22 protein-coding genes, 1 tRNA gene and 2 pseudogenes are annotated in these 20,734 nt (G+C 62.0%); 8 read left to right on the forward strand and 17 right to left on the reverse strand.

Going from position 1 to position 20,734, the window contains the following annotated elements; translation table 11 throughout:
- The first annotated feature begins 129 nt into the window (after positions 1–129).
- The gene (locus AC1D2G_RS12955) at positions 130–1,566 is read left to right on the forward strand and encodes an MFS transporter (protein WP_477414360.1); all 1,437 of its coding nucleotides are present in this window, start codon (positions 130–132) and stop codon (positions 1,564–1,566) included.
- A 102-nt stretch (positions 1,567–1,668) separates the two neighbouring features.
- Here the strand turns inward: AC1D2G_RS12955 and AC1D2G_RS12960 are convergent, their stop codons facing one another.
- The 7 genes from AC1D2G_RS12960 to AC1D2G_RS12990 are packed head-to-tail and all read right to left on the reverse strand — an operon-like array spanning position 1,669 to position 9,878.
- Complete coding sequence (locus AC1D2G_RS12960; RefSeq protein WP_457153126.1) at positions 1,669–2,361, reverse strand: response regulator transcription factor; 693 nt, start codon at positions 2,359–2,361, stop codon at positions 1,669–1,671.
- Positions 2,358–5,093 carry a DUF4118 domain-containing protein gene (locus AC1D2G_RS12965; protein ID WP_477414362.1) on the reverse strand — a complete coding sequence of 912 codons (2,736 nt, stop codon included), beginning with the start codon at positions 5,091–5,093 and terminating at the stop codon, positions 2,358–2,360. The genes AC1D2G_RS12960 and AC1D2G_RS12965 overlap by 4 nt, the downstream gene beginning before the upstream one ends.
- Before the next feature lie 57 nt (positions 5,094–5,150).
- The gene (gene kdpC / locus AC1D2G_RS12970; protein WP_477414364.1) at positions 5,151–5,714 is read right to left on the reverse strand and encodes a potassium-transporting ATPase subunit KdpC; all 564 of its coding nucleotides are present in this window, start codon (positions 5,712–5,714) and stop codon (positions 5,151–5,153) included.
- 11 nt (positions 5,715–5,725) lie between these two features.
- A complete protein-coding gene (gene kdpB, locus AC1D2G_RS12975; protein ID WP_477414366.1) occupies positions 5,726–7,819 on the reverse strand; it encodes a potassium-transporting ATPase subunit KdpB in 2,094 nt (697 codons plus the stop codon).
- Complete coding sequence (locus AC1D2G_RS12980; RefSeq protein WP_095084640.1) at positions 7,816–8,025, reverse strand: hypothetical protein; 210 nt, start codon at positions 8,023–8,025, stop codon at positions 7,816–7,818. Before AC1D2G_RS12980 ends, kdpB begins: the two co-directional genes overlap by 4 nt.
- A gap of 25 nt (positions 8,026–8,050) precedes the next feature.
- The gene (gene kdpA, locus AC1D2G_RS12985; protein ID WP_095084641.1) at positions 8,051–9,754 is read right to left on the reverse strand and encodes a potassium-transporting ATPase subunit KdpA; all 1,704 of its coding nucleotides are present in this window, start codon (positions 9,752–9,754) and stop codon (positions 8,051–8,053) included.
- A 34-nt stretch (positions 9,755–9,788) separates the two neighbouring features.
- Positions 9,789–9,878, reverse strand: a complete 90-nt coding sequence (locus AC1D2G_RS12990) for a K(+)-transporting ATPase subunit F (protein WP_095084642.1) — start codon at positions 9,876–9,878, stop codon at positions 9,789–9,791.
- A 442-nt stretch (positions 9,879–10,320) separates the two neighbouring features.
- Here AC1D2G_RS12990 and AC1D2G_RS12995 point away from each other — a divergent pair, with 442 nt between their 5' ends.
- The gene (locus tag AC1D2G_RS12995) at positions 10,321–10,818 is read left to right on the forward strand and encodes a YciE/YciF ferroxidase family protein (protein WP_477414368.1); all 498 of its coding nucleotides are present in this window, start codon (positions 10,321–10,323) and stop codon (positions 10,816–10,818) included.
- Positions 10,819–10,856: 38 nt separating this feature from the next.
- Here the strand turns inward: AC1D2G_RS12995 and AC1D2G_RS13000 are convergent.
- Positions 10,857–11,575: pseudogene (locus tag AC1D2G_RS13000) on the reverse strand (Crp/Fnr family transcriptional regulator).
- A gap of 221 nt (positions 11,576–11,796) precedes the next feature.
- Here AC1D2G_RS13000 and AC1D2G_RS13005 point away from each other — a divergent pair.
- On the forward strand, positions 11,797–12,033 hold the full coding sequence (locus AC1D2G_RS13005) for a DUF6894 family protein (protein ID WP_095084645.1): 237 nt from the start codon (positions 11,797–11,799) through the stop codon (positions 12,031–12,033).
- A gap of 145 nt (positions 12,034–12,178) precedes the next feature.
- A complete protein-coding gene (locus AC1D2G_RS13010) occupies positions 12,179–12,376 on the forward strand; it encodes a hypothetical protein (protein ID WP_477398806.1) in 198 nt (65 codons plus the stop codon).
- Positions 12,377–12,494: 118 nt separating this feature from the next.
- Here AC1D2G_RS13010 and AC1D2G_RS13015 read toward each other — a convergent pair whose 3' ends face one another.
- The 6 genes from AC1D2G_RS13015 to AC1D2G_RS13040 form a co-directional block, all read right to left on the reverse strand.
- Positions 12,495–12,797, reverse strand: coding sequence for a DUF982 domain-containing protein (locus AC1D2G_RS13015; RefSeq protein ID WP_095084647.1), 303 nt, complete (start codon positions 12,795–12,797; stop codon positions 12,495–12,497).
- Positions 12,798–12,952: 155 nt separating this feature from the next.
- On the reverse strand, positions 12,953–14,197 hold the full coding sequence (locus tag AC1D2G_RS13020) for an acyltransferase family protein (RefSeq protein ID WP_477414370.1): 1,245 nt from the start codon (positions 14,195–14,197) through the stop codon (positions 12,953–12,955).
- Positions 14,198–14,416: 219 nt separating this feature from the next.
- Positions 14,417–14,596, reverse strand: coding sequence for a hypothetical protein (locus tag AC1D2G_RS13025; protein ID WP_477414372.1), 180 nt, complete (start codon positions 14,594–14,596; stop codon positions 14,417–14,419).
- Positions 14,597–14,622: 26 nt separating this feature from the next.
- The gene (locus AC1D2G_RS13030; protein ID WP_477414374.1) at positions 14,623–14,829 is read right to left on the reverse strand and encodes a hypothetical protein; all 207 of its coding nucleotides are present in this window, start codon (positions 14,827–14,829) and stop codon (positions 14,623–14,625) included.
- Between the two features lie 550 nt (positions 14,830–15,379).
- Positions 15,380–15,712 (reverse strand): hypothetical protein, encoded by a 333-nt coding sequence (locus tag AC1D2G_RS13035; protein ID WP_477414376.1) that lies wholly within the window; start codon positions 15,710–15,712, stop codon positions 15,380–15,382.
- Positions 15,679–15,885, reverse strand: a complete 207-nt coding sequence (locus AC1D2G_RS13040) for a hypothetical protein (protein ID WP_477414378.1) — start codon at positions 15,883–15,885, stop codon at positions 15,679–15,681. The genes AC1D2G_RS13035 and AC1D2G_RS13040 overlap by 34 nt, the downstream gene beginning before the upstream one ends.
- Before the next feature lie 406 nt (positions 15,886–16,291).
- Here AC1D2G_RS13040 and AC1D2G_RS13045 point away from each other — a divergent pair.
- Positions 16,292–16,532, forward strand: a pseudogene (locus AC1D2G_RS13045) (hypothetical protein).
- A 452-nt stretch (positions 16,533–16,984) separates the two neighbouring features.
- Positions 16,985–17,167 carry a hypothetical protein gene (locus AC1D2G_RS13050; protein WP_477414380.1) on the forward strand — a complete coding sequence of 61 codons (183 nt, stop codon included), beginning with the start codon at positions 16,985–16,987 and terminating at the stop codon, positions 17,165–17,167.
- Positions 17,168–17,711: 544 nt separating this feature from the next.
- Here AC1D2G_RS13050 and AC1D2G_RS13055 read toward each other — a convergent pair.
- The 3 genes from AC1D2G_RS13055 to AC1D2G_RS13065 all read right to left on the reverse strand — a co-directional run bounded on the left by AC1D2G_RS13055 (position 17,712) and on the right by AC1D2G_RS13065 (position 19,145).
- Entirely contained in the window at positions 17,712–18,422 is a 711-nt protein-coding gene (locus tag AC1D2G_RS13055) for a pentapeptide repeat-containing protein (protein WP_477414382.1), read from the reverse strand.
- Positions 18,423–18,610: 188 nt separating this feature from the next.
- A complete protein-coding gene (locus AC1D2G_RS13060; protein ID WP_477414384.1) occupies positions 18,611–18,919 on the reverse strand; it encodes a hypothetical protein in 309 nt (102 codons plus the stop codon).
- 136 nt (positions 18,920–19,055) lie between these two features.
- Positions 19,056–19,145: transfer RNA gene (locus tag AC1D2G_RS13065), tRNA-Ser, on the reverse strand.
- Positions 19,146–19,530: 385 nt separating this feature from the next.
- Between AC1D2G_RS13065 and AC1D2G_RS13070 the strand changes: the two genes are divergently transcribed.
- Together AC1D2G_RS13070 and AC1D2G_RS13075 are read left to right on the forward strand one after the other, a co-directional pair.
- Complete coding sequence (locus AC1D2G_RS13070) at positions 19,531–20,214, forward strand: hypothetical protein (protein ID WP_477414385.1); 684 nt, start codon at positions 19,531–19,533, stop codon at positions 20,212–20,214.
- A gap of 120 nt (positions 20,215–20,334) precedes the next feature.
- A complete protein-coding gene (locus AC1D2G_RS13075) occupies positions 20,335–20,658 on the forward strand; it encodes a hypothetical protein (protein WP_477414387.1) in 324 nt (107 codons plus the stop codon).
- Positions 20,659–20,734: the final 76 nt, after the last annotated feature.

Here is a 20,734-nt window from a genome sequence, read left to right on the forward strand (position 1 = left end):
CCCCGACTGGAGCGGCGCCCTCGACGCGGCGCGCGATGCACGCTCCCGCCTGCGCATGGTCCTGCCGGAAACCCATACTGGCTTCTGGCGCCATGCGCTGGCATCGAGATATGGAAGGCAGGGGTGGAAATGACCGGAATCAGCACAAACAGGGTCGACTGGCGCGCTTTGTGGGCAAGCGGCGACCTGGCGCGTTTCTGCTTCATCAGCCTCGGCATCCTGCTGCACGCCACCAACGAGACGATGGTGGCGACGGTGATGCCGGCCATGGTCGGCGAACTGGCCGGCGTCCAGCTCGTCGGCTGGTCTTTGGCCATCTATGAACTCGGCGCCATCGTCGCCGGCGCCGCGGCGGGACGGCTGGTGAGCTATGTGGCGCTGCGCACCAACATGGTGGTTGCCGCCCTCCTCTATGCCACCGGGGCGCTGATCTGCGCCATCTCGCCTTCCATGCAATTGTTCCTTGCCGGCCGCCTGATCGAGGGGCTTGGCGGCGGCGCGTTGGTGTCGTTGGCGTTCGTCTCGGTCGAACGGCTGTTCTCGCGCGCCATCTGGCCGCAGCTTTTCGGCATCATGTCGGCGATCTGGGGCGTCGCCGCCTTCAGCGGCCCGCTTCTCGGCGCGATCATGACCGAGCTTTTGTCATGGCGCTGGGCCTTTGGCATCTTCACCTTCGGCGGCACTGCGATGGCGCTGGCGAGCCTGATTGTCCTCAACACGCCCGAGGCCACCAGGCCGCAGGCGACCGCGGGCAAGGCGCCGCCCTTCCCATTCGCGGCGCTTGGCTGCCTTGCCGTCGCCGTGGTGCTGATCGCCTCGGCAGGCGTCGACATCGCCCTGCTGCGCTCGTCGGTGCTGATGGCCCTCGGCCTCATCGGCCTGGTGCTGTTCTTCCACATCGACGCGCTGAAGCCGCGCTCCCGGCTTTTTCCGGCGCGCCTGTTCTCCTGGCGCACACCGGTAGGCGCCGGCATGACCATGGTCGCCGCCTTTTCGGTGGCGACCTGTTCCTTCGGCGTTTACGGGCCGCTGATCCTGACCAGCCTGCACAACATCCCGCTGCTCACCACCGGCTACATCATCGCCGCCGAATCGATCGCCTGGTCGATCCTGTCGATCCTCGTCGCCAATGCGCCACCGCACCGCGAGCGGTTGATCATCGTTGGCGGCGCGCTGATGATCGCGGCAGGCATCGCCGGCTTTGCCTATACGATACCGCTGGGCTCCATTCCGCTGATCCTGCTATGCGCCCTGCTGCAGGGTGGCGGCTTCGGCATCGCATGGCCGTTCCTGACGCGCGTCATCGTTGCCTCCGCCCCGGAGGACGAGCAGACCATCGCCTCGGCTGCGGTGCCGACCATGCAGCGCATCGGCTATGCCGTGGGGGCAGCACTTGCCGGCATCGTTGCCAATGCCAGCGGCTTTTCAGAAGGACTGAATCATGACGCGGCCGCGAATGTCGCGTCCTGGCTGTTTCTTGCCTTCGTGCCGCTCGGCATCGTGGGCTGCCTCGCGGCCTTGCGGACATCGTCGACGGCAAACCGCCTGCAGGAGGCTGTTGGTTAAAGCAATTCCAGGAAAGTGTGAAACTCGGGATAAGCGCATTGGCGCTTTCCCTCAGGGAATTGCTTCAAAACAAAGAGACTAGAGCGTCACGGCGAACGGCCGCTACTCGACCTCACGCAGGCGATAGCCGACGCCGGTCTCGGTGGTGATATAGCGCGGCTGGTCGGGGGTCTTCTCGATCTTCTGCCTGAGCTGCCGGACATACACCCGAAGATACTGCACGTCGGTGGAGTCGCCCCAGACCTGCTTCAACAGGAAATGATGGGTCAGCACCTTGCCGGCGTGCTGCACCAGGATGCGCAGGATCTCGTACTCCTTCGGCGACAGCTTGACGTCCTTGCCTTCGACCTTGACGATGCGTTTGACCAGATCGACGGACAGGTCGCCGGTCTGGAACACCGGCTTTTCACCTTGCTGCTGGAACTTGTGGCGCAGCGCCACGCGGATGCGGGCAACCAGCTCATTCATCCCGAACGGCTTGGTGACGTAGTCGTCGGCGCCAAGTTCCAGAGCCTGGACGATGCCGGCCTCGTCGGTCCGGCTGGACAGGATGACCACCGGAATGTCGAGGCCGTCGTCGCGCCATTTGCGCAACAGTTCGTGGCCACCCATGCCGGGCAGGCCGAGATCGAGCAGGACGAGATCCGGCTTCTCCGCATCCATCAGTTCGATCGCTGCCTTGGCGTTCGGCGCCTCGCTGATCGCGTAGCCCTGGCTGCCGAGCCCGACACGAAGCAGCTTGCGGATCGGCGGCTCGTCGTCGACAACCAATATCCTGACGTTCGAATTTGTCATGCCAAGTCACCCACTTCGTTGTCGTCCGTATTGGCGGCATCGAGATCGGGCTGGTTCGCCGGCTTCGGCATCTTGATGGTGAAGACCGCGCCCGAACGGTCGGTTCGGTTTGCCGCCGTGATCGTGCCCCCCATCGCCTCGATGAAGCCGCGGCAGATCGACAGGCCGAGCCCGGTGCCGGCGCGGACCTGGTCGCGCTTGCGCACTCGGTAGAACGTATCGAAAATCCTTTCCAGGTCGCCGGGAGGGATGCCCGGCCCCTCATCCATGACCTGCAGGATAACGGAACCATTGTCGGTCCAGCCCTGTATCCGGATAGTCGAGCCGGGCGGCGCGTATTTCGCCGCATTGTCGAGGAGATTGAACAGCGCCTGCTCGAACAGCACGGGGTCGACTTTCAACATCGGCAAATCGCTGGGGATGTCGATCTCGGTCTTGTGCTCAGCGATGATTTTCCTGGCTCTCTGCAGAGCGGAACCGACGATGTCGCCGACATAATGGAAAGCATAATTCGGCTCCATCGCGCCGGACTCGATCTTGGTCATGTCGAGCAGATTGGCGATAAAGCGGTTCAACCGCTCGGATTCGTCGAGCACGGTCGTCAACAGCTCCGCCCGGTCCTGTTCGGGAAGTGCCGGTGCGAATTCCCTCAGCGTGCCGGCCGCGCCCATGATGGCGGCGAGCGGCGTCTTCAAATCATGCGAGATGGACGTGAGAAGTGCAGAGCGCAGCCTGTCCGCCTCGGCCGCGAGCTTGGCACGGTCGACGTCGGCGACGAGCTGGATGCGCTCGATGGCGACCGCCGCCTGATCGGCCAGCGCATCGAGCAGGCGCTGCTGCTCGGGCGTCAGCAACGGACCCTGCTTGTCGTTGTCGAGGCCGACGACGCCGATTGCCGTGCGCCCGGTGCGCAAGGGAAGATAGAGGCGCTTGGCGCCCGGAAGCGTATCGGCGCCGCGTCCCGCGGCACGGTCATGCTCCCAGGCCCAGCGGGCGGCTGCGATGTCGGCCTCGGCCAGCGTGTCGTCGGGCGGATAGCCGGCCTTGACGGTGATCGTTCCGTCTTCCGGCAGCAACAACACCACCCGCAGTTTCAGCATCGAGGCGATCTGGAAGGCGGTGGCCCAGAGAACATCGTCGAGCGTGCCGGCACCGGCGAGCTTCTTCGAAAAGAGGTAGATGTCCTCGGTGGCTCGCGCCCGCGAGCGGGCGGCGATCGCCTGGCGCTGCACGCGCACCGTCAGATTGCTGGCAATGACGGCGACAACCAGGAACACGCCGAGCGCAACGATGCTCTCCGGATCCCGGATCGTCAGTGTGTAGCGCGGCTCCAGGAAAAAATAGTTGAACGCAAGCGCGCTGGCGAGACAGGCATACAGAGCCGGCCACAATCCGCCGGTCACCGCCGATGCCAGCACCCCGACGAGAAAGATGATGGCGAGGTTGCGAACGTCCAGGAACTGGTCGAGAAGGACGGCGAAGGCGAGCGAGCCCATGACATAGGCCGTGGCCTTGAGATAGGGCCATATCTGGAACTGCCACTGCTCGTCCGCCGCCCTGACGTTCCTCGACGTCGCCTCGGTGTTGCGTTCGTTTCCCGAAATGACATGGACGCTGATGTCACCGGCATTGCGGATGAGATCGTAGGTGAGCGAGCCTTCGATCAATTCGCGCCAGCGCGACCGGGTCGGCCTGCCGACCACGATATGGGTGAAATTGTTCGCCGTCGCATAACGCACGATGTCCTGCGCCAAATTCTGACCCGGAATGGTCGTCACCTCGGCACCAAGCTGTTGGGCGAGGCGCAGGTTCGTGGCGAGTCGGTCCTTGTCCTCCTCGGGCATGCTGGCCGAGCGAGGGCTGTCGACATGCAGCGCCGTCCACGGCGCGCGAAGCCGGTCGGCCAGCCTGCGTGCATAGCGCACGCGTGCCGACCCTCCCTGGCGCGCGTCGAGACAGACGAGGACCCTTTCGCCTGCAGCCCACGGCCCGGGAATGGCATGCGCCTGCATATGGATCAGCAACTGGTCGTCGACGCGCTGGGCGGTGCGGCGCAGCGCCAATTCCCTCAGCGCCGTCAGATTGCCGGGCGAGAAATAGTTCTCGATGGCGCGCTGGGCGGTGTTGGGGAAATAGACCTTGCCTTCCTCGAGCCGCTTGATCAGGTCGTCGGGGGTGAGATCGATGATCTCGACATCGTCGGCCTGGTCGATGATGGAATCGGGAACCGTCTCGCGGACCCTGACCTTGGTGATCTGGGCGACGACATCGTTCAGACTTTCGACGTGCTGGATGTTGAGCGTCGTGTAGACGTCGACGCCTCGCGTCAGGATTTCCTGGACGTCGAGGTAGCGCTTGGGGTGGCGGCTGCCAGGCGCGTTGGTGTGGGCGAGTTCGTCGACGAGAACCAGCGCCGGACGCCGGGCGAGGATGGCGTCGATATCCATCTCGTCGAGGACCCGCCCCTTGTAGTCGACCTTGCGGCGGGGAATGACCTCATAGCCCTCGACCAGGGCCAGTGTTTCCTTGCGACCATGCGTCTCGACGACGCCGATCACCACGTCCACGCCGTCGGCCAGCCTGGCGCGGCCCGACATCAGCATCTCGTAGGTCTTGCCGACGCCGGGTGCCGCACCCAGGAATATTCTCAGGCGGCCGCGTTCCTCCCGCTCGGCATGATCGAGCAGCGCGTCGGGAGAAGGTCTGGTTTCGTTGCGGCTGTCGTCCGGCATCAGCATCGATCATGGATGGCGCCGGGGGTAGTGTCGATCCCCGGCACCCACCATTCACTATTTCGCGGCGTCCAGCGCAAGGTTGAGACCGAGCACGTTGACCACCGGTTCTCCCATGAAGCCGAGTTCCCTGCCCTCGACCTGGCTGTCGACAAGCGCCTTGACCTTGGCCTCATCGACGCCCCTGGCCTTGGCCACCCGGGCCACCTGGAAGTAGGCCGCTTCCGGGCTGATGTGCGGATCGAGGCCGCTGCCGGACGTCGTCACCAGGTCCATCGGGACGGGCTGATTCGGATTCTCCGCTTTCAGCTTTTCGGCATCGCCCTTGATGCGGTCGATCAGCTTGGGGTTGGTCGGGCCGAGGTTGCTGCCGCTGGAGGCAGCGGCGTTGTAGCCATCGCCGGCTGCCGAGGGGCGACCATGGAAGTACTTGTCGCTGGCAAAGCCCTGGCCGATCAGTTCGGAGCCGATGACCTTGCCGTCCTTTTCGATAAGGCTGCCATTGGCCTGACGCGGGAACAGGGCCTGGGCGACGCCGGTCATGCCGATCGGATAGATCAGGCCGGTCAGCACCGTAAAGAAGACGATCATGATGATCGCGGGTCTTATCTGGGTGAGCATGGATGTATTCCTTAAGCGAGGCCGAGGCCGGTGACGATCATGTCGATCGCCTTGATGCCGATGAAGGGGACAATGATGCCGCCGAGGCCGTAGACGAGCAGGTTGCGGCGGAGCAGTGCGCCGGCGCCGATTGCACGGTATTTGACGCCTTTCAGCGACAGCGGGATCAGCGCGATGATGATCAGCGCGTTGAAGATGATGGCCGACAGGATGGCGCTCTGCGGCGTCGCCAGATGCATGATGTTGAGCGCCTGCAGCGGGCCGGTCGTTTGCCCCGGCGCGACGTAGAACACGGCGAACATCGCCGGGATGATGGCGAAGTACTTGGCGACGTCGTTGGCGATCGAGAAGGTGGTCAGCGAACCGCGCGTCATCAGCAGCGCCTTGCCGATCTCGACGATCTCGATCAGCTTGGTCGGATCGCTGTCGAGGTCGACCATGTTGCCGGCCTCGCGCGCGGCGACCGTGCCGGTGTTCATGGCGACGCCGACATCGGCCTGGGCAAGGGCCGGCGCGTCGTTGGTGCCGTCGCCGCACATGGCGACAAGCTTGCCCTTGGCCTGCTCGTCGCGGATCAGCTTCAGCTTGTCCTCGGGCGTCGCCTGGGCGAGGAAGTCGTCGACGCCGGCTTCCGCGGCGATGGCCGCCGCCGTCATCGGGTTGTCGCCGGTGATCATCACCGTGCGGATGCCCATCTTGCGCAATTCGGCGAAGCGCTCCCGGATGCCGCCCTTGACGATGTCCTTGAGATGCACGACGCCCAGCAGGCGCCCGTCACGCTCGACCGCCAGCGGCGTGCCGCCCGACTTGGCGATCTCGTCGGCGATCGCCTGGAGGTCCCTGACGGTATCGCTGCCGGGCCGTGTGGCGTGGGCTGCGACCGTCGACTGGCTGACATGGGCGAGCACGGAATCGACTGCGCCCTTGCGCACCGAGGAGCCGTCGATATCGACGCCGCTCATCCGGGTCTGTGCGGTGAAGGGCACGAAGGTGGCGTGCAGCGTTGCCATGTCGCGGGCGCGGATGGCGTATTTCTCCTTGGCCAGCACGACGATCGAACGGCCTTCCGGCGTTTCATCGGCAAGCGACGCGAGCTGGGCGGCGTCGGCCAGTTCCTGTTCGGTGACGCCCTTGACCGGGCGAAACTCGGTCGCCTGGCGGTTGCCGAGCGTGATGGTGCCGGTCTTGTCGAGCAGCAGCGTGTCGACGTCGCCGGCGGCCTCGACGGCGCGTCCGGACATCGCCAGCACGTTGAAGCGCACCAGGCGGTCCATGCCAGCGATGCCGATGGCCGACAGCAGGGCGCCGATGGTGGTCGGGATCAGGGTGACGAACAGCGCGACCAGCACGGTTACCGAGATGTAGCCACCCGAATACGAAGCGAAGCTCGGGATCGTCGCCGTCGCCAGCACGAAGATCAGCGTCATGCCGACGAGCAGGATGTTGAGCGCGATCTCGTTCGGCGTCTTCTGGCGCTCTGCGCCTTCGACCAGCGAGATCATGCGGTCGAGGAAGGTATGGCCCGATGCCGCGGTGATGCGCACGCGGATCCAGTCGGACAGCACCTGTGTGCCGCCGGTGACCGCCGAACGGTCGCCGCCCGATTCGCGGATGACTGGCGCCGATTCGCCGGTGATGGCGGCTTCATTGACCGAGGCGACGCCTTCGACCACTTCGCCGTCGGACGGGATGATGTCGCCGGCCTCGACGAGGGCGATGTCACCGACCTTGAGGCTGGTGCCGGGCACCAGCTTGAACTTGGTGCGATCCTCGCCGGTCAAAAGCTTGGCCTGGGTTTCGGTGCGCGCCTTGCGCAGCGAATCCGCCTGGGCCTTGCCGCGGCCTTCGGCGACAGCTTCGGCGAAATTGGCGAACAGCACGGTGAACCACAGCCAGATGATGATCTGCAGCGTGAAGCTGAAATCGCCACCGCCGGTGATCAGATCCCTGACGAACAGCACGGTCGTAAGCGCCGAAACAACGGCGACGACGAACATCACCGGATTTCTGATCAGGGTGCGCGGGTTCAATTTCTTGAAGGCCCCGCCGATAGCGGGCAAGAGGATGCTAGCATCCATGATGCTCGCGGATTTTGAGTGGCTCATTTTGGAGCTCCGGCTTCGCTGTTGTTGGATGGCACCGATCGATCGGATGCCGAAAAGGGCGGCCCGTAGACCAGCAGCCAGATCACGATCATGACCGCCGCAATTCCCAGGAACGTGGATACGCTCGGGAAGGGAGGGGGAGTTGCCTCCCCCTCATTATCGGCCTTGGGCCGAGCCTTGCGACGCGTGGTGTTGAACCAGGACATGACTTCTATCCAAGACGGGGCGGCATCAGAATGTCTGCCCATGGATCATTGCCAGGTGTTCGACGATCGGCCCGATCGCCAGTGCCGGGAAGAAGGTCAGGCCGACGACGATCAGGATGACGCCGACCAGCAGGCCGACGAACAGCGGGCCATCGGTCGGGAACGTGCCCGCCGAGGCCGGGACCGTCTTCTTGGCCACCAGCGAGCCGGCAATGGCCAGCGCCGGAATGATGACCAGGAAACGTCCCATCAGCATGGTGATGCCGAGCGTGATGTTGTACCAGGGCGTGTTGCCGCTGAGGCCTCCAAAGGCCGAGCCGTTGTTCGCTGCCGCCGAGGTATAGGCGTAGAGTATCTCGGAGAAGCCATGCGGCCCGCCATTGGCGATGGATGCCACAGCGCTCGGCAGGACCACGGCGATGGCCGTGAAGACCAGCATCGCCAGCGGCAGGCAGAGGATGGCCAGCATCGCCATCTTGACTTCCTTGGCTTCGATCTTCTTGCCGAGATATTCGGGCGTTCGGCCAACCATCAGTCCGGCAACGAAGACGGCGACGACGATGAACATCAGGATTCCATAGAAGCCGGCGCCGACGCCGCCGACGATGACTTCGCCGAGCTGCATGTTGATCATCGGGATGAAGCCGCCGAGCGCCGTGAAGCTGTCGTGCATGGCGTTGACCGCGCCGCAGGATGCGGCGGTGGTGACGACCGCAAACAGGGCCGACATGGCGATGCCGAAGCGCGTCTCCTTGCCCTCCATGTTGCCGCCATCGATGCCAAGCGCGTGCACCAGCGGATTGCCGCCAGCTTCCGCCCAGTAGCAGACGGCGACACCGGCGATGAACAGGGTGCCCATCGTGGCCAGGATCGCCCAGCCCTGGCGCTGGTTGCCGACCATGCGGCCGAAGACGTTGGTCAAGGCAGCACCGAGTGCGAAGATCGTCACCATCTGGATCAGGTTGGAGATCGCGTCGGGATTTTCGAACGGATGCGCGGCATTGGCATTGAAGAAACCGCCGCCATTGGTGCCGAGCATCTTGATGGCCACCTGCGAGGCGACCGGACCGACCGCGATCGTCTGCTGGGCGCCTTCAAGCGTGGTGGCGTTGACGTATGGGCCGAGCGTCTGCGGCATGCCGAGATAGACGTAGACAAGGGTCAGGACGATGCAGAGCGGCAACAGCACATAGAGGGTGCAGCGGGTCATATCGACCCAGAAATTGCCGATGGACTTGGCCGAGGCACGGGCGAAACCACGGATCAGCGCGACCGCGATGGCGATGCCGACCGCCGCCGACAGGAAGTTCTGCACGGTGAGGCCGGCCATCTGCACGAGGTAGGACATCGTGCTCTCGCCACCATAGTTCTGCCAGTTGGTGTTGCTCACGAAGCTGACGGCGGTGTTGAAGGCGAGGTTGGGTTCGACAGCGGTCATGCCGGCGGGATTGTAAGGCAGGACGCCTTGCAGCCGCTGCAGAACGTAAAGCACCAGGAAGCTGGCAACGCTGAAGAGCATGATGCCTGCCGCATAGGCGGTCCAGTGTTGCTCCTCGCGTTCACTGGTGCCGGCGATGCGATAGAGCCCGCGTTCAATCGGGCCTAGAACCGGCGAAAGAAATGTCCGGTCGCCGTTGAAGACGCGGTACATGTAGCCGCCGAGCGGCTTCACCAGCAAAACGACGATCCCGCAGTAGACGAGGATCTGTAGCCATCCGTTGAGTGTCATGGTTGTAGCTTTCCGGACCTTGCGTCTATTGCCGTCAGAAGCGTTCTGGACGAACGAGGGCGTATGTCAGGTAGACGAGCAGGAACAGCGTCACGCTGCCACCGAGAATATAGTCGACGAGCATTTCGCGATCCTCGCGTTAGAGAATGTCACAGGCTTTGATGTAGGCGAAGGACAGGGCAAAAAACAAAATCCCGATCCCGAGAACGACGATGTCCATTCTGCTTGTTCCTTGCTTCCGATCTTCTACTTTCGACCGTAGCGCCTGCCAAAGGCAGGTCGGCGATTGCGTAAACAGGTCGGCGATTGCGTAAAAAGCGGCCCGCCATACTTCAGGTGTGACGGCGCCAACTTTTGCTCAAGGCGGAATATGGACCCGATCGCCATAAAGGTTCGAGACGGGGCGGGAAGGAAAGAAATAGGAATTTTATAAGGGTTTTGCGCCCGGCTCGTGGCCGGCCCCCGGGCCAACAATTTGGCTCGCCTGGGACGTCATTGCCGCAACGAGCGGAACAAAACCTCCGATGCGAGATTGTCGACCTGAGGGCTCACCACAGGAGATGACCATGGCAAAGCAGAAGACGCTCGACGACCTATTTCACGACACGCTGAAGGACATCTATTTCGCCGAGAAGAAGATCCTGGCGACGCTGCCGAAAATGGCCAAGGCCGCGCAAAGCGCCGACCTGAAAGCGGCCTTCGAAAAGCATCGCACCGAGACCGAGGGCCATGTCGCAAGGCTGGAGAAGGTCTTCGGCGTCATCGGCAAGAAGCCGGTCGGCAAGACGTGTGCGGCCATCATGGGCATCACCGAGGAAGGCGCCGAGATCATGGAGGACTACAAGGAATCTCCGGCGCTCGACGCCGGCCTCCTCGCCGCAGCGCAAGCGGTCGAACACTACGAGATTTCGCGCTATGGCACGCTGAGGACCTGGGCCGGCGAACTCGGCCTGAACGATGCGGTGACGCTTCTCGAAGCCACGCTGAAGGAGGAGAAGGCCACCGACGAAGCCCTGACGCAGATCGCGGTATCGGCTGTGAACGTTGCAGCCGAAGCGGCGTAACCCAAAACTCATGATCGGTGAGCCGCGCCAGGAACGAGCTAGCGCGGTTCCCGCATCATGCTGAGATAGGTCGGATCGAACTCGGCGATCTCCTGCAGCCGGTGCCAGTCGAGAATGGTCACCGTGTGGTTTGCCCAGTTGACGACGCCGACCTTGCGCAAGGCGCCGATAACGCGGTTCAATGCACAACCGAGAGGCCAAGCACGTCGGCCAGTTCGGCCTGTGAAAGCGGCAGATGAAACCTCATGCCGTTGGTGCGTTGTACCACCTGCAGGCGCACGAAAAGTTCACAGACGAGATGGGCCAGATGCGAGGTCTTGGAGCGGCGTCCCATCGCCACGATCCACTCGCGGTGAATGGCGCCATCAACCAGCGTGTCCAGCCACAACAGCCGGGTCAGATGCGGTGCCTCCTCGGTGATGGCACGCAGCCGGCTGTGATCGGCGAACATGACATGACAAGGCGACAGGGCGACGATGCCGTGATCCATAGTCTTCAGCAGGAAAGCGTGGAGATCGACGAAGTCGCCAGGCACCTGCAATGAGGTGAACTGTCGGCCGCCATTCTCCAGCACCTTGTAGCGTGCCGCCAGGCCGTCGAGGATCAAAGTCGAGTAAGTCGGCCGCGATCCCGAGGCGACAATGTCCTGTCCGGTCGCAAAATGCCTTTCGAAGGTCATGGCACCGGCCAGCAACGCTTTCTCGCCGTCGGAGAGCGCGTCGTGTTGGCCAAGGTTCAGATAAAGGGATTCAAGCACCGCTATCTCCAGCGAAGGGGCTCAGAGCCGATCGCCAATTCGTTTGGCGCAAGCATGGGGCGGCTGCGGAAGCACTAGGTCTTCGGACGGGGCCAGGCATTAACATTTGTTAGAGTGCACTTATTCGCCGGCAAACGCCACCTCAGGTGGAACAACAGTTCGGTCCGCGAATTGTCGGTTGAATCTCACGCGCACATCGTCATCTGGAGGTCCAGCGCATCATGCCCAGATATTACCTCGACCTCTACAATGGTGATGGTCTGACGGTCGACGATGACGGGCAGGTGTTCGAAACGCGCGAACGCCTGCGGCGAGAGGCCATTCGCATACTGCCCGACATCGTCCGCGACGAGATGATCGAGAACGATCGCACGGTCATTACCGTGAAAGTGCGGGACGAGAGCGGGCGCCATGTCTTCGAAGCATCGCTGGTCGTCTCTTCGGGGTGGTGTGACTGAGAGCCTCGGCCCAAGGCTCGGACCGAAAGATTCCACTGGCCATCATTTGTAATCGTCACCGCCGCCGCACCGCTGCACCATGCGGAGACTGATTGAGGTGACAACGGTTCCGAGACCGACGTCCCAGCAGCGGAAGGACCGGCATATGAATCGCGCGAAAGTCGACACGGAGCGCGACGAACGCGCCAAGCGTGAGTCGCTGATCGTGACCGCCGCCGAGCGAGCGGCGCGAGAGGAAAAGACGGCCAGGCTGAGAGCTCTGCGCCTTGCCGCGCAGTCGGCGGACGAGCCGGCATCGGCAGGCCCCAAGCCGCCACGGCGACGCGCACGTTCGACGCAGTGATTGTCGCGCAAAGTACGCAGCCGCATCTGTGATTTCCTGCGGCTCCTGAAAAAGCGAAAGCCCGGCTGGGTCGAGCCGGGCTTCTGCGATAGATTAGCCACCACCATGGGAGGTGGCGTCAGGCGGCGTAGCCGCCATAACCACGGGCAACTGCGTGTACACCCGCGGTCGGCTCGAGATCCGGCCACAGGATGCCGGAAGCCTGGGCAAATTCGACCAGCGCACGGCGCGCCTGCTCGATGGTCACATAACCCGGAACCGCGAGATCACATGCCTTCATCGCGTTACGATAAAGCGGGCCGCGGCGGGAAGTCGTCCAATCGGTCAGGAAATCGTGCATTTCGGCAAGCGAGGCAATCTCGCGCTTGAAGCCAAGGCCGACGGTCAGCGCCACCGGTGAATGAAACAGCTTGTCGTGCATGAAACGGGCTCCTGATTATACGCAGCGCCAGGAGAGATATCCGGGCTGGTCCACGAACGGGACGCGGTGAAACGCGCCGCGTGGCAGGAGGTTCCAGGCCGAGCGCTTTTATATGAAGGCGGCGATCATCCTTGATCGCGATGCCCGCACGAGCGCTATGAGCGATCGGCGGATTGTCGCGTGAGGCTGGCCGGCATCCGCCAGGACCTTGCTTCACTCGCGACTGGAGCCTCGCGTGTCTCACGCTGCTTCGACAGGCGAAGAACTGCCGCAAGCCTGTTTCCCAGCGAGACGCCGGGCTTTTCAACAAAAAGGTGCGCGACCAGCGCCATGAGGAGCAGAAGCACCATCGCCATCACGATCACAAGCCAATACTGGGTGGCGTTGTCCAAGGCGAAGGTCCGCACGGGCGCGATGGAAAATATCGTGACGAAGGCAAGCCCCTGCAAGAGAAAGATGCCATAGCTGATCTCGCCCAGTCGCACTGAACGGTTGGCAGTCAGAAGGCCAAAGAAATCGGCGCCCGAGACGATCAGGAAGAAGGCACCGGTGCACAGCAAGATCGGTCCCGGCGCGTAGGCAACCCTGTAGGTGGCAAAAATATACACCAGCAGCGCCAGGGCGATGGCGGACAAGACGTGCCGATGCACCTTCACCAGCAGGGCGTTTTCTTCAAGCGTCGCGCACAACATGCCGCCTGCGAAAAGTCCCAGATAGCTATAGGCGCCGCTGCCTCCACTCATTGACATGAGGATGGAAAAAGCCAGCAGAACGGCCGGTAATCCTATGCGGGTAACTGGGTGCCGGCTGAATATGGCTGCGATCGGCAGGCTGAAATAGAACAGCCATTCATAGGGCAAGGTCCAGGTTACGCAGGCCAAGACGCAGACGCGGGCACTCGAAAGCGGGATATAGCCAAAGACACCAAACAGCAGATTGAAAAATGCCCGCTCGTAGGTCGCGAAGGTCGAATAATCGATCCGGCCGTCAACGACCTCCAAGGCCATCGCCACGCCGACAGCCAAAATGTAGAGCGGCCCGATCCTGAAAGCCCGCTTGAGCAACAGGGTCGGAAAATCCACGGAGGCCTTTGCCGACAGCAGTTTCCCCCAGAACAGATAGGCGGAGATAATGAAGAAAAAGGACACTCCCACCTGCCCCAGCAGCCCATAGAAAGCCGAAGGCGGATACTTCCATGCGCCGGTCGTCAGGAATTCATGGTAGATGACGGCGTGGTGAAGCGCGACGGCCAACGCCAGATAGCCACGCATTCCGTCGATCGCCCGGACCCTGGCGGCGTTCGCTTCGAAGCCGACCCGCTGAAACAGCGGCAAGCCCGCAAGCGGCCAAAGCAGCGCGACGACCACAAAGGCGGGCCAGAGATCATAAAGTCCAATCACGATTGCTCCGAGCCGATGCGCACAGCCTGCTGAGTCCCCCTGTTGGACTATGCAACCTTGCCCAGCGCCGGCACAAGCGCTTGCCACGATCCGCCTGATCCTTTCCCGCTGCGGCTAGCCGAACAATCGCTGACCTGCCTGACCGAAGCGATCGAGCGCAACGACAACCGCGATCGGGAATTCTGGAGGCGATGGCCGATTGCGCGTGACGTGTGGCCCCTATCGCCGCATGAGAGCGTCTGCTTCAGCCAATGTGGCCAGCACTTGCTCGACTTTCTGCGCCGAGGCGCCCGTGCGCTCGATGTGCCGAATCACCTGCTGCGTCAGCATCGCAAGCCTTGCGGCGCGATATACGTCGCCGTTTCTCGCGGTTTCAAGGTTGAAGGTCGCGATCATCATGGCAACAATCCCAAAATCATGGAGCACTACGATGGGGGTGGATCGATCTTCGTCAGGCGCTCTCTGGCCTCGATCACACGCCGCTGAGCGGCCCGTATTCTGCCGCAGAGCGCGAGATTGATCCCGACTCCGCAGTCTTCATCCAGCATTTCCTTGGCGCGCCTAAGGGCGGACTCCGCCCGCTTGACGCGCTGTCTGGCCTTGGCCAGTTCCAAGATCATGAGATCGGCCATTGCGCCGCGTCCACTGTGCTCCGGGGTGTACATCATGAAGTGCTAACTCATGACGGAGCGGATCGTTCCCCCGTTGAGGTCTGGCACCGAGATCACGAATAGAGTCTTGGTTGCCACGAACCCTTCAACGGAGATCTCTGTCCCATGACAGTGAGACCACGATGGCGGGCTTTCTATTGCCCCACGGTCAGGACGAGCGTGCGCACTCTTGCCTTGGTTCGCTTTAGGCAATGCTCCGGAATATCTGGCCACGTCGCCTCAGCGCATTCTTTCCCTGTGACTGCAACAGTTTCGCCAGGCTGCACGTTCGCGGCTTGGGTAGCGGTGGTTGAGGTGAAGAGCACTGTCTGAGTTATGAGCGCCGCAACGGCGGCGACCTGGATCAGGACGGTAGCTAGGGCGATTTTCTTGAGCACGCGAGGAAACGCTCCACCCCGCTCCTGGTTCCTCCGGCTTGTGATTTTCGTTCAGATTGGCCCACTCCCTTACGGTGTGGACTTTTCTGCTTGAGCAGGCCAGCCAAGCAGGGAAAGAAGCAGGGAGACCTAAGCTAGTCAGAAATCACCAGCGATTTCAACGCGTCGTCGAACGATGGTGGCGGGCCACGAACGATGAAAATGGGCACTATGTCTACGCTAACGCGCTCTAGAATGACCGGAAATCGTTTCTCGTCGAACACCCTATAGCGAATCCTAGGGTCGGGCTCTTTCATAACTCCGATCAAGCCGATTCCCACCCGACCTGCCTTTCGCATGGCGTCCTTCGAAAAGCCCGCGTTGCTGCATATCAAGGTGACATCCGCGGCAAGATCGCGACGCTTTGAATCGGCAGCATCGATGACGGCAATCCCTATTCGCCGTTTGTGCGAGTCGTAGTCTTGCATTCGATCAGGATCTGCCTCGTCACGCCGTCCACGGTGCCTGCGATCAGTACGTCGACCTCTCTAAGGCCATCCGGCCCTTTTACCCACTCGCCGACCTTCACCTCGGCCGAAGGATCGAACTGCTTCGCCACGTCGGCAACGACTTGTTCATAGGCCCTTCCGAGCTTGGCCATGCGGAGGTTTCCTCGGTTGTCCGTGCCCGAAAATGGCTCACCAATGCATGGCGCTTGCCTCGTCAGGGCGCTGCTGCAGTTTCAGGTTTGCAAGGCGGTTGGCCTTTGAAGTCACGAGCAAGGCACCCATACTTGTCGAACGTCTGCCCGGTTTCCCTCGCGGCTTTGGCCATACCGCAGGCCGAAATGGCCAGGCAGGAGAGCAGAGCAATCGCGGTTCTCATAACGAGCATCGATTCATGTCTGCGCCTCATTTTCCGTCCTTTTACGATGCCCGAATTGCCAGAGGTTGACCGTGATCGGCGCCGGGGTCAACCGTCCCGAAGACGCACGCGATTGAGCATCGTTGCACATTGCGGCGCTTGCCATTCCTTCGTTGCGGGGACCCTTCAAACGGAGTTCGCCAATGGCTAGATCGAAACCGTCCAAGCAATCATCGCAGGCTGAAATCGAGCGCTTTCTCGTGGCAGCGGAAGCGCTGCATTGGAGCATCGTGAAGCCGTTCATATCGCCACTCTGCGAGCACTACCGCGCTACGCGTGTCTTGCATGAGGGCTGTTGAAGGCCATGCGGGAAGTGACGGGAAGGAAGTCGAGTTTATCCCATGGAATGTGACGGGTCCGGTGCGATGCCCCCCGGCTGAGTAGCGCGCGGGCTGGGACTTCAGTCTTAGTCCCGCCAATAGGCTTAATTGCGAAGTTGCTAATATGCCCATAGTTTTGGCAGCGCGGGGAACGCAACCCCTTCCCGCAGTGACCGGTGCGGCTTTCGCATCCCCAAGATAGCCCCAAGGCCGCACCGGCCATCGTATCAAGAACGGGTCGCGCGGACGGTCGGGCTTGTTAGCCGAATCGTGGAAGGCAGTCCTAAGTGCTCTCAACTGTTTTACGGGAAAAGCTGGTGTGCGAATGCGGTCGCACCGGTTATCTGAAACTACGAGAAGACCATCAGCCCCTCAGCGGGACCTGGGAATCCTACAGCCTGGAAGGGTTCAATGGCGGCAGCCTGACGATCACCAGTTGCGGAAATATTTCGGGCGACAAGTTGGCCTATCTCCGTCCTTTGTGTCCTCAATGCAGCCAGTGGGGCAAGGTGAAGTATGCCAGCCGGACCTGAGCCCGAACGGACCACTTACATCGCGAGCGTGTTTGAGAAGCCGCATTGGCGGACAGTGCTGACCACTAAGGACAAGGCCGAAGCAGAGGCGCTAGAACAGGCAATGGCCCAGGACGACGTTAAGGCGCGGATCGAGGAGATCACGCCGAAGCCGAAGCGGCGGTAGGCTTTGAGTGATGGTGAGAAGTCTAGCCCTTACCACCACCGTGATTGCATCGATAGCTGCCGCTATCGTGCTGACATTTATGGCAGCTAAAAGATTTGAACTACGGCGCCCAAATCCGATCGAGGCTCATATCGAGAGGAATATCTGAGGGATGCGGGATGATCCTGCTACAATCCCGTATGGCCGTCCGAATAGTGGTTATCCTGGCGCTTCTGTCCGCCTTCGCCTACGGATTCGCAAAACTTGTGGAACGCTATGGCGGCGTTGGCGATAGGCCCTCTCCGTGTGAGCAATCGTCTGATTGCCCCGACCCGAACGCGCCGCCTCCTGAACTTGAGCCTAAGCCTTCTTAAGCCGCACCCCGGCGCCGCCGCCGGACAACCCTAGCGAAACAGCAGATAGACGCCATATGCAAGAGCTCTGAATGAAATGCGCGATCGCTTGATTGAATATGGCGTCTCCCGCAAGACACGGGTTTAGCAAGCTTCGCCCCCGCAAGGGCGCGCTTGACGATTTCAGCCCCGGCAGCGACACGGCGCCGAGCCTATGGCTCGCTACAGGGCCAATCTTCAGGCCTCGTCAAGCCAGAAGGCAACTCGGTCCGGGCGTCTCCGCAAGCCATGTTGAGCTGCCACTGGGACAGACCCGCCGAATTGGAAAGATCGAGGCCCTCGATACGGGTCTGAAAGAAAAAAGCGCGGTCAAAGTCTATCGGCGCGGTGAACGTCGCTCCTCGGAAGTCCGCCCGCGCGAGATTGGCAAACGAAAAGCGGCTGCCGCTGATATTGGCGTCATGGAACTGCGCTCGCCCCAATTCCGCCTTTGTGAAATCAACATTGGTCAGATTGGCGTCCTGGAAATTCGAGCGCTGCACTTCCGCGCTCGTAAACACAGCGCCCTGCGCGTCCATACGGCTGAAGTCGGTCCTGTAGGCCTCGATTTTGTCGAACCGGGCGCCTTTGGCGGTCGAGTCGGCCAGGGAAGCACGCACAAGCGTTGCCTTCTCAAAATTCGCCGCAAGGAGATTGCTGTTCCTGAGGTCGGTCGACGTGAAATCAACACCGAACAGGTTCGCCCCGCTCAGGTCCTCTCCTGTTAGGATGAGAAGCTTTTTGTCACAGTCCTGCCAATTGACGCCAGGCGCCGCCGCTGCGTCGCAATTTTGAGCGGCAGTGGCGTTCTGCCATGCAAATACAATGCAAACCGCTAGAACCAAGCCGGATGCGCCGTAAGCTCTGGTTCGTCTCAAAGTCATTGTTGCTGGACCTCTGCTACTCGCCGACAATCAACCTTACCATATCTGCTGACACTCGAAAGCGACGGCATTTTGCCCGCTAATCCCGCTAGTCCCCACCGCCAAATGAAAAGCCCGCCACCGTTGAGGCAGCGGGCTAAAATGGTGGGCGTCGGACCTATTCAATGCAAGAGCCCGGCGGGTAGCGCTCAGGCCTGAGATTCCAGATCGTCGGGCCACATGACGGTTTCGCCGTAGTCTCCCGGACAGTACCCTTCCAAGTCGCCGCCGTCCTCGTCGTCGCTGTGGTCGAGCTCCAGATCATCGAGGCAGCCGAGCGACGGCTCGTCGTCTGCTGTCTCCTCCAGGTCGCAATCGACTTCCATGAGATCGAGCGCGGTGATCAGCGACATGGCGCGAAAGTCGTTGAGGCGCTTCTCGACCGACTGGCGCCATTGGCGGGGATCCATACCCTTCGGCATGCCGAGAGGCTGCAGGATGGGCGTGTGCGCGTTCATGACAAGCCCCTATCGTGGTTTTCATAGTATGCCGAGGCCAGTTGAGGCCGGCCAGACATGCGCCTTCCACAAGGCACGTAGATGGTCAGAGTGGCTGATGTCGGCCATCCAAAATCAGCCTGTTATGCGAGAAATCTGGCGGAGAGAGCGGGATTCGAACCCGCGTTACGGTCTCCCGTAAACACACTTTCCAGGCGTGCGCCTTCAACCACTCGGCCACCTCTCCGTCCATGCATGTCGCGCCGGCCGGTTTCGCCGCGCGGGTTGGGGAGATGCACCTCCCTTGGGACTATGGCGTGGAACTCCGCGCCGGCGCCGCCAACCAGCGAACGCCTTTCCCCTGCACCTGAGCCGTCGAAGCAACAGGCGCGGGGCTCATCTAGTCGATCCGGCGCCGAATGCCAAGACATAACGGCAGTCTATTCGCTTTGCCGGCCACACAGCGTTTCGCGAGACTGCCGGCGCCTCCGTTTTGAGGCGCCGCCACCCGAATGATGTGCACAGGCAAGGCCGCAAGGCTGGCGGCGCTTGACTTCGCCCGAGGTCGCCTGTCTCGTGGTGGAAAGACTTTGCGGGGGCATCGTCCGGACATGACATCGAGCAATGGACAGATGCCAGCGAGGCGACCGGACAGCGGCCTGTCCTTCGTGCCGCCGGGATGGCTCGTCTTCGTCATGGCATGGTCGGTCTACGGTCTGATCTCCAGCTGGCGACTGGTCGGCGACTACGGCCTGCCGGACAGGGTCTTCTATCTCGTCTTTAGCGGGCTCGCCGTCGACATCATCACCATCCTGTGGGGGCTTTATCTGCTCGGCCTCGCCTTCGGCCGCTCCGCCCGCTTCCCGCGTCATTTCACCATCTGGCAAATCGCCACCATCATCTGGCTGCTGGCGAGGCAGGCCTATGTGCTGACGATTTCCGATTTCGTCTTCTCAGGCCAGGCGCTTGTCGTCACAGCTGCCGAGATCGCCATCGGGGTTCTCTGCATTTATCTGCTGCGCCGCGGTTCCGAAGCCGGGACCGTCTATGCCAATCCTGCAACCGAAAGCCCGCCGGTCTTCGTCTCGATTGTCGCCGCCCTGCTCGGCATCATCCTCGGCGCGGTCATCGGCGCCGTCGGTGGATTCTTCGCCGGCTCGGTCATCGCGGACGCCACCGACATGAGCTGCTTCGAGGGCGCCTGCGGCTATTTTGCCGTGTTCATCGGCCTGGCCGGGTTGGTCGTCGGCGCCATCGCTGGTGGCCTTTTCGCCGTCTGGCGCGTCCATCGGCGCAAACGCAAGCAGGTGGCATAGGCCGGGCTTCAAATTCGCGTATGGCGATTGCGAACCAGGCACGCGCATTCTATCTCTCGTTTGAAACCGGACGACCCTCGGGAGGAGCTTGAGGACTGGCCGGGAGGAAAAGGTTCCTGAATGTTTCGCTTCCTCTTTCGTCTTGCCGCGATGGTCGCGCTGTCGATTTCCGTCATCATGGCGGTGCTCGACGCGACGCGGACCGTGGCGGCTTCGGCGCTGGTGCTGACCCCGCTCAACGCCAGTTGGCTGGCGGTCTCGCCCGACACGCGGGCCGCCTTCGAGACCTTGGTGCGAACCAAGGCCGGTCCGCTGCTGTGGGACGTCGCCATCGCCTGGGTGCTCAACCAGCCGGGCTTCGTCGTGTTCGCGGTGCTGGCCCTCCTGCTCTATGCGATCGGCTACAGGCGGCAACGACGCCCGGGACAGTTCGCCGCTACCTAGAGAGAGGGGCGGACCCAAAAGTGGGCACCGGTTTTGGGAAACCGATGCTCGAACGAAAGACCACTTCTTGTGTCCC

The sequence above is a fragment of the Mesorhizobium sp. P2_C7 genome (assembly GCF_056404515.1).

Coding starts and splice junctions, on each gene's coding strand:
- AC1D2G_RS12955 (WP_477414360.1), top strand. CDS start 130: ATGACCGGAATCAGCACAAACAGGGTCGACTGGCGCGCTTTGTGGGCA.
- AC1D2G_RS12960 (WP_457153126.1), bottom strand. CDS start 2,361: ATGACAAATTCGAACGTCAGGATATTGGTTGTCGACGACGAGCCGCCG.
- AC1D2G_RS12965 (WP_477414362.1), bottom strand. CDS start 5,093: ATGCCGGACGACAGCCGCAACGAAACCAGACCTTCTCCCGACGCGCTG.
- kdpC (WP_477414364.1), bottom strand. CDS start 5,714: ATGCTCACCCAGATAAGACCCGCGATCATCATGATCGTCTTCTTTACG.
- kdpB (WP_477414366.1), bottom strand. CDS start 7,819: ATGAGCCACTCAAAATCCGCGAGCATCATGGATGCTAGCATCCTCTTG.
- AC1D2G_RS12980 (WP_095084640.1), bottom strand. CDS start 8,025: ATGTCCTGGTTCAACACCACGCGTCGCAAGGCTCGGCCCAAGGCCGAT.
- kdpA (WP_095084641.1), bottom strand. CDS start 9,754: ATGACACTCAACGGATGGCTACAGATCCTCGTCTACTGCGGGATCGTC.
- AC1D2G_RS12990 (WP_095084642.1), bottom strand. CDS start 9,878: ATGCTCGTCGACTATATTCTCGGTGGCAGCGTGACGCTGTTCCTGCTC.
- AC1D2G_RS12995 (WP_477414368.1), top strand. CDS start 10,321: ATGGCAAAGCAGAAGACGCTCGACGACCTATTTCACGACACGCTGAAG.
- AC1D2G_RS13005 (WP_095084645.1), top strand. CDS start 11,797: ATGCCCAGATATTACCTCGACCTCTACAATGGTGATGGTCTGACGGTC.
- AC1D2G_RS13010 (WP_477398806.1), top strand. CDS start 12,179: ATGAATCGCGCGAAAGTCGACACGGAGCGCGACGAACGCGCCAAGCGT.
- AC1D2G_RS13015 (WP_095084647.1), bottom strand. CDS start 12,797: ATGCACGACAAGCTGTTTCATTCACCGGTGGCGCTGACCGTCGGCCTT.
- AC1D2G_RS13025 (WP_477414372.1), bottom strand. CDS start 14,596: ATGATGATCGCGACCTTCAACCTTGAAACCGCGAGAAACGGCGACGTA.
- AC1D2G_RS13030 (WP_477414374.1), bottom strand. CDS start 14,829: ATGGCCGATCTCATGATCTTGGAACTGGCCAAGGCCAGACAGCGCGTC.
- AC1D2G_RS13035 (WP_477414376.1), bottom strand. CDS start 15,712: ATGCAAGACTACGACTCGCACAAACGGCGAATAGGGATTGCCGTCATC.
- AC1D2G_RS13040 (WP_477414378.1), bottom strand. CDS start 15,885: ATGGCCAAGCTCGGAAGGGCCTATGAACAAGTCGTTGCCGACGTGGCG.
- AC1D2G_RS13050 (WP_477414380.1), top strand. CDS start 16,985: ATGCCAGCCGGACCTGAGCCCGAACGGACCACTTACATCGCGAGCGTG.
- AC1D2G_RS13055 (WP_477414382.1), bottom strand. CDS start 18,422: ATGACTTTGAGACGAACCAGAGCTTACGGCGCATCCGGCTTGGTTCTA.
- AC1D2G_RS13060 (WP_477414384.1), bottom strand. CDS start 18,919: ATGAACGCGCACACGCCCATCCTGCAGCCTCTCGGCATGCCGAAGGGT.
- AC1D2G_RS13070 (WP_477414385.1), top strand. CDS start 19,531: ATGCCAGCGAGGCGACCGGACAGCGGCCTGTCCTTCGTGCCGCCGGGA.
- AC1D2G_RS13075 (WP_477414387.1), top strand. CDS start 20,335: ATGTTTCGCTTCCTCTTTCGTCTTGCCGCGATGGTCGCGCTGTCGATT.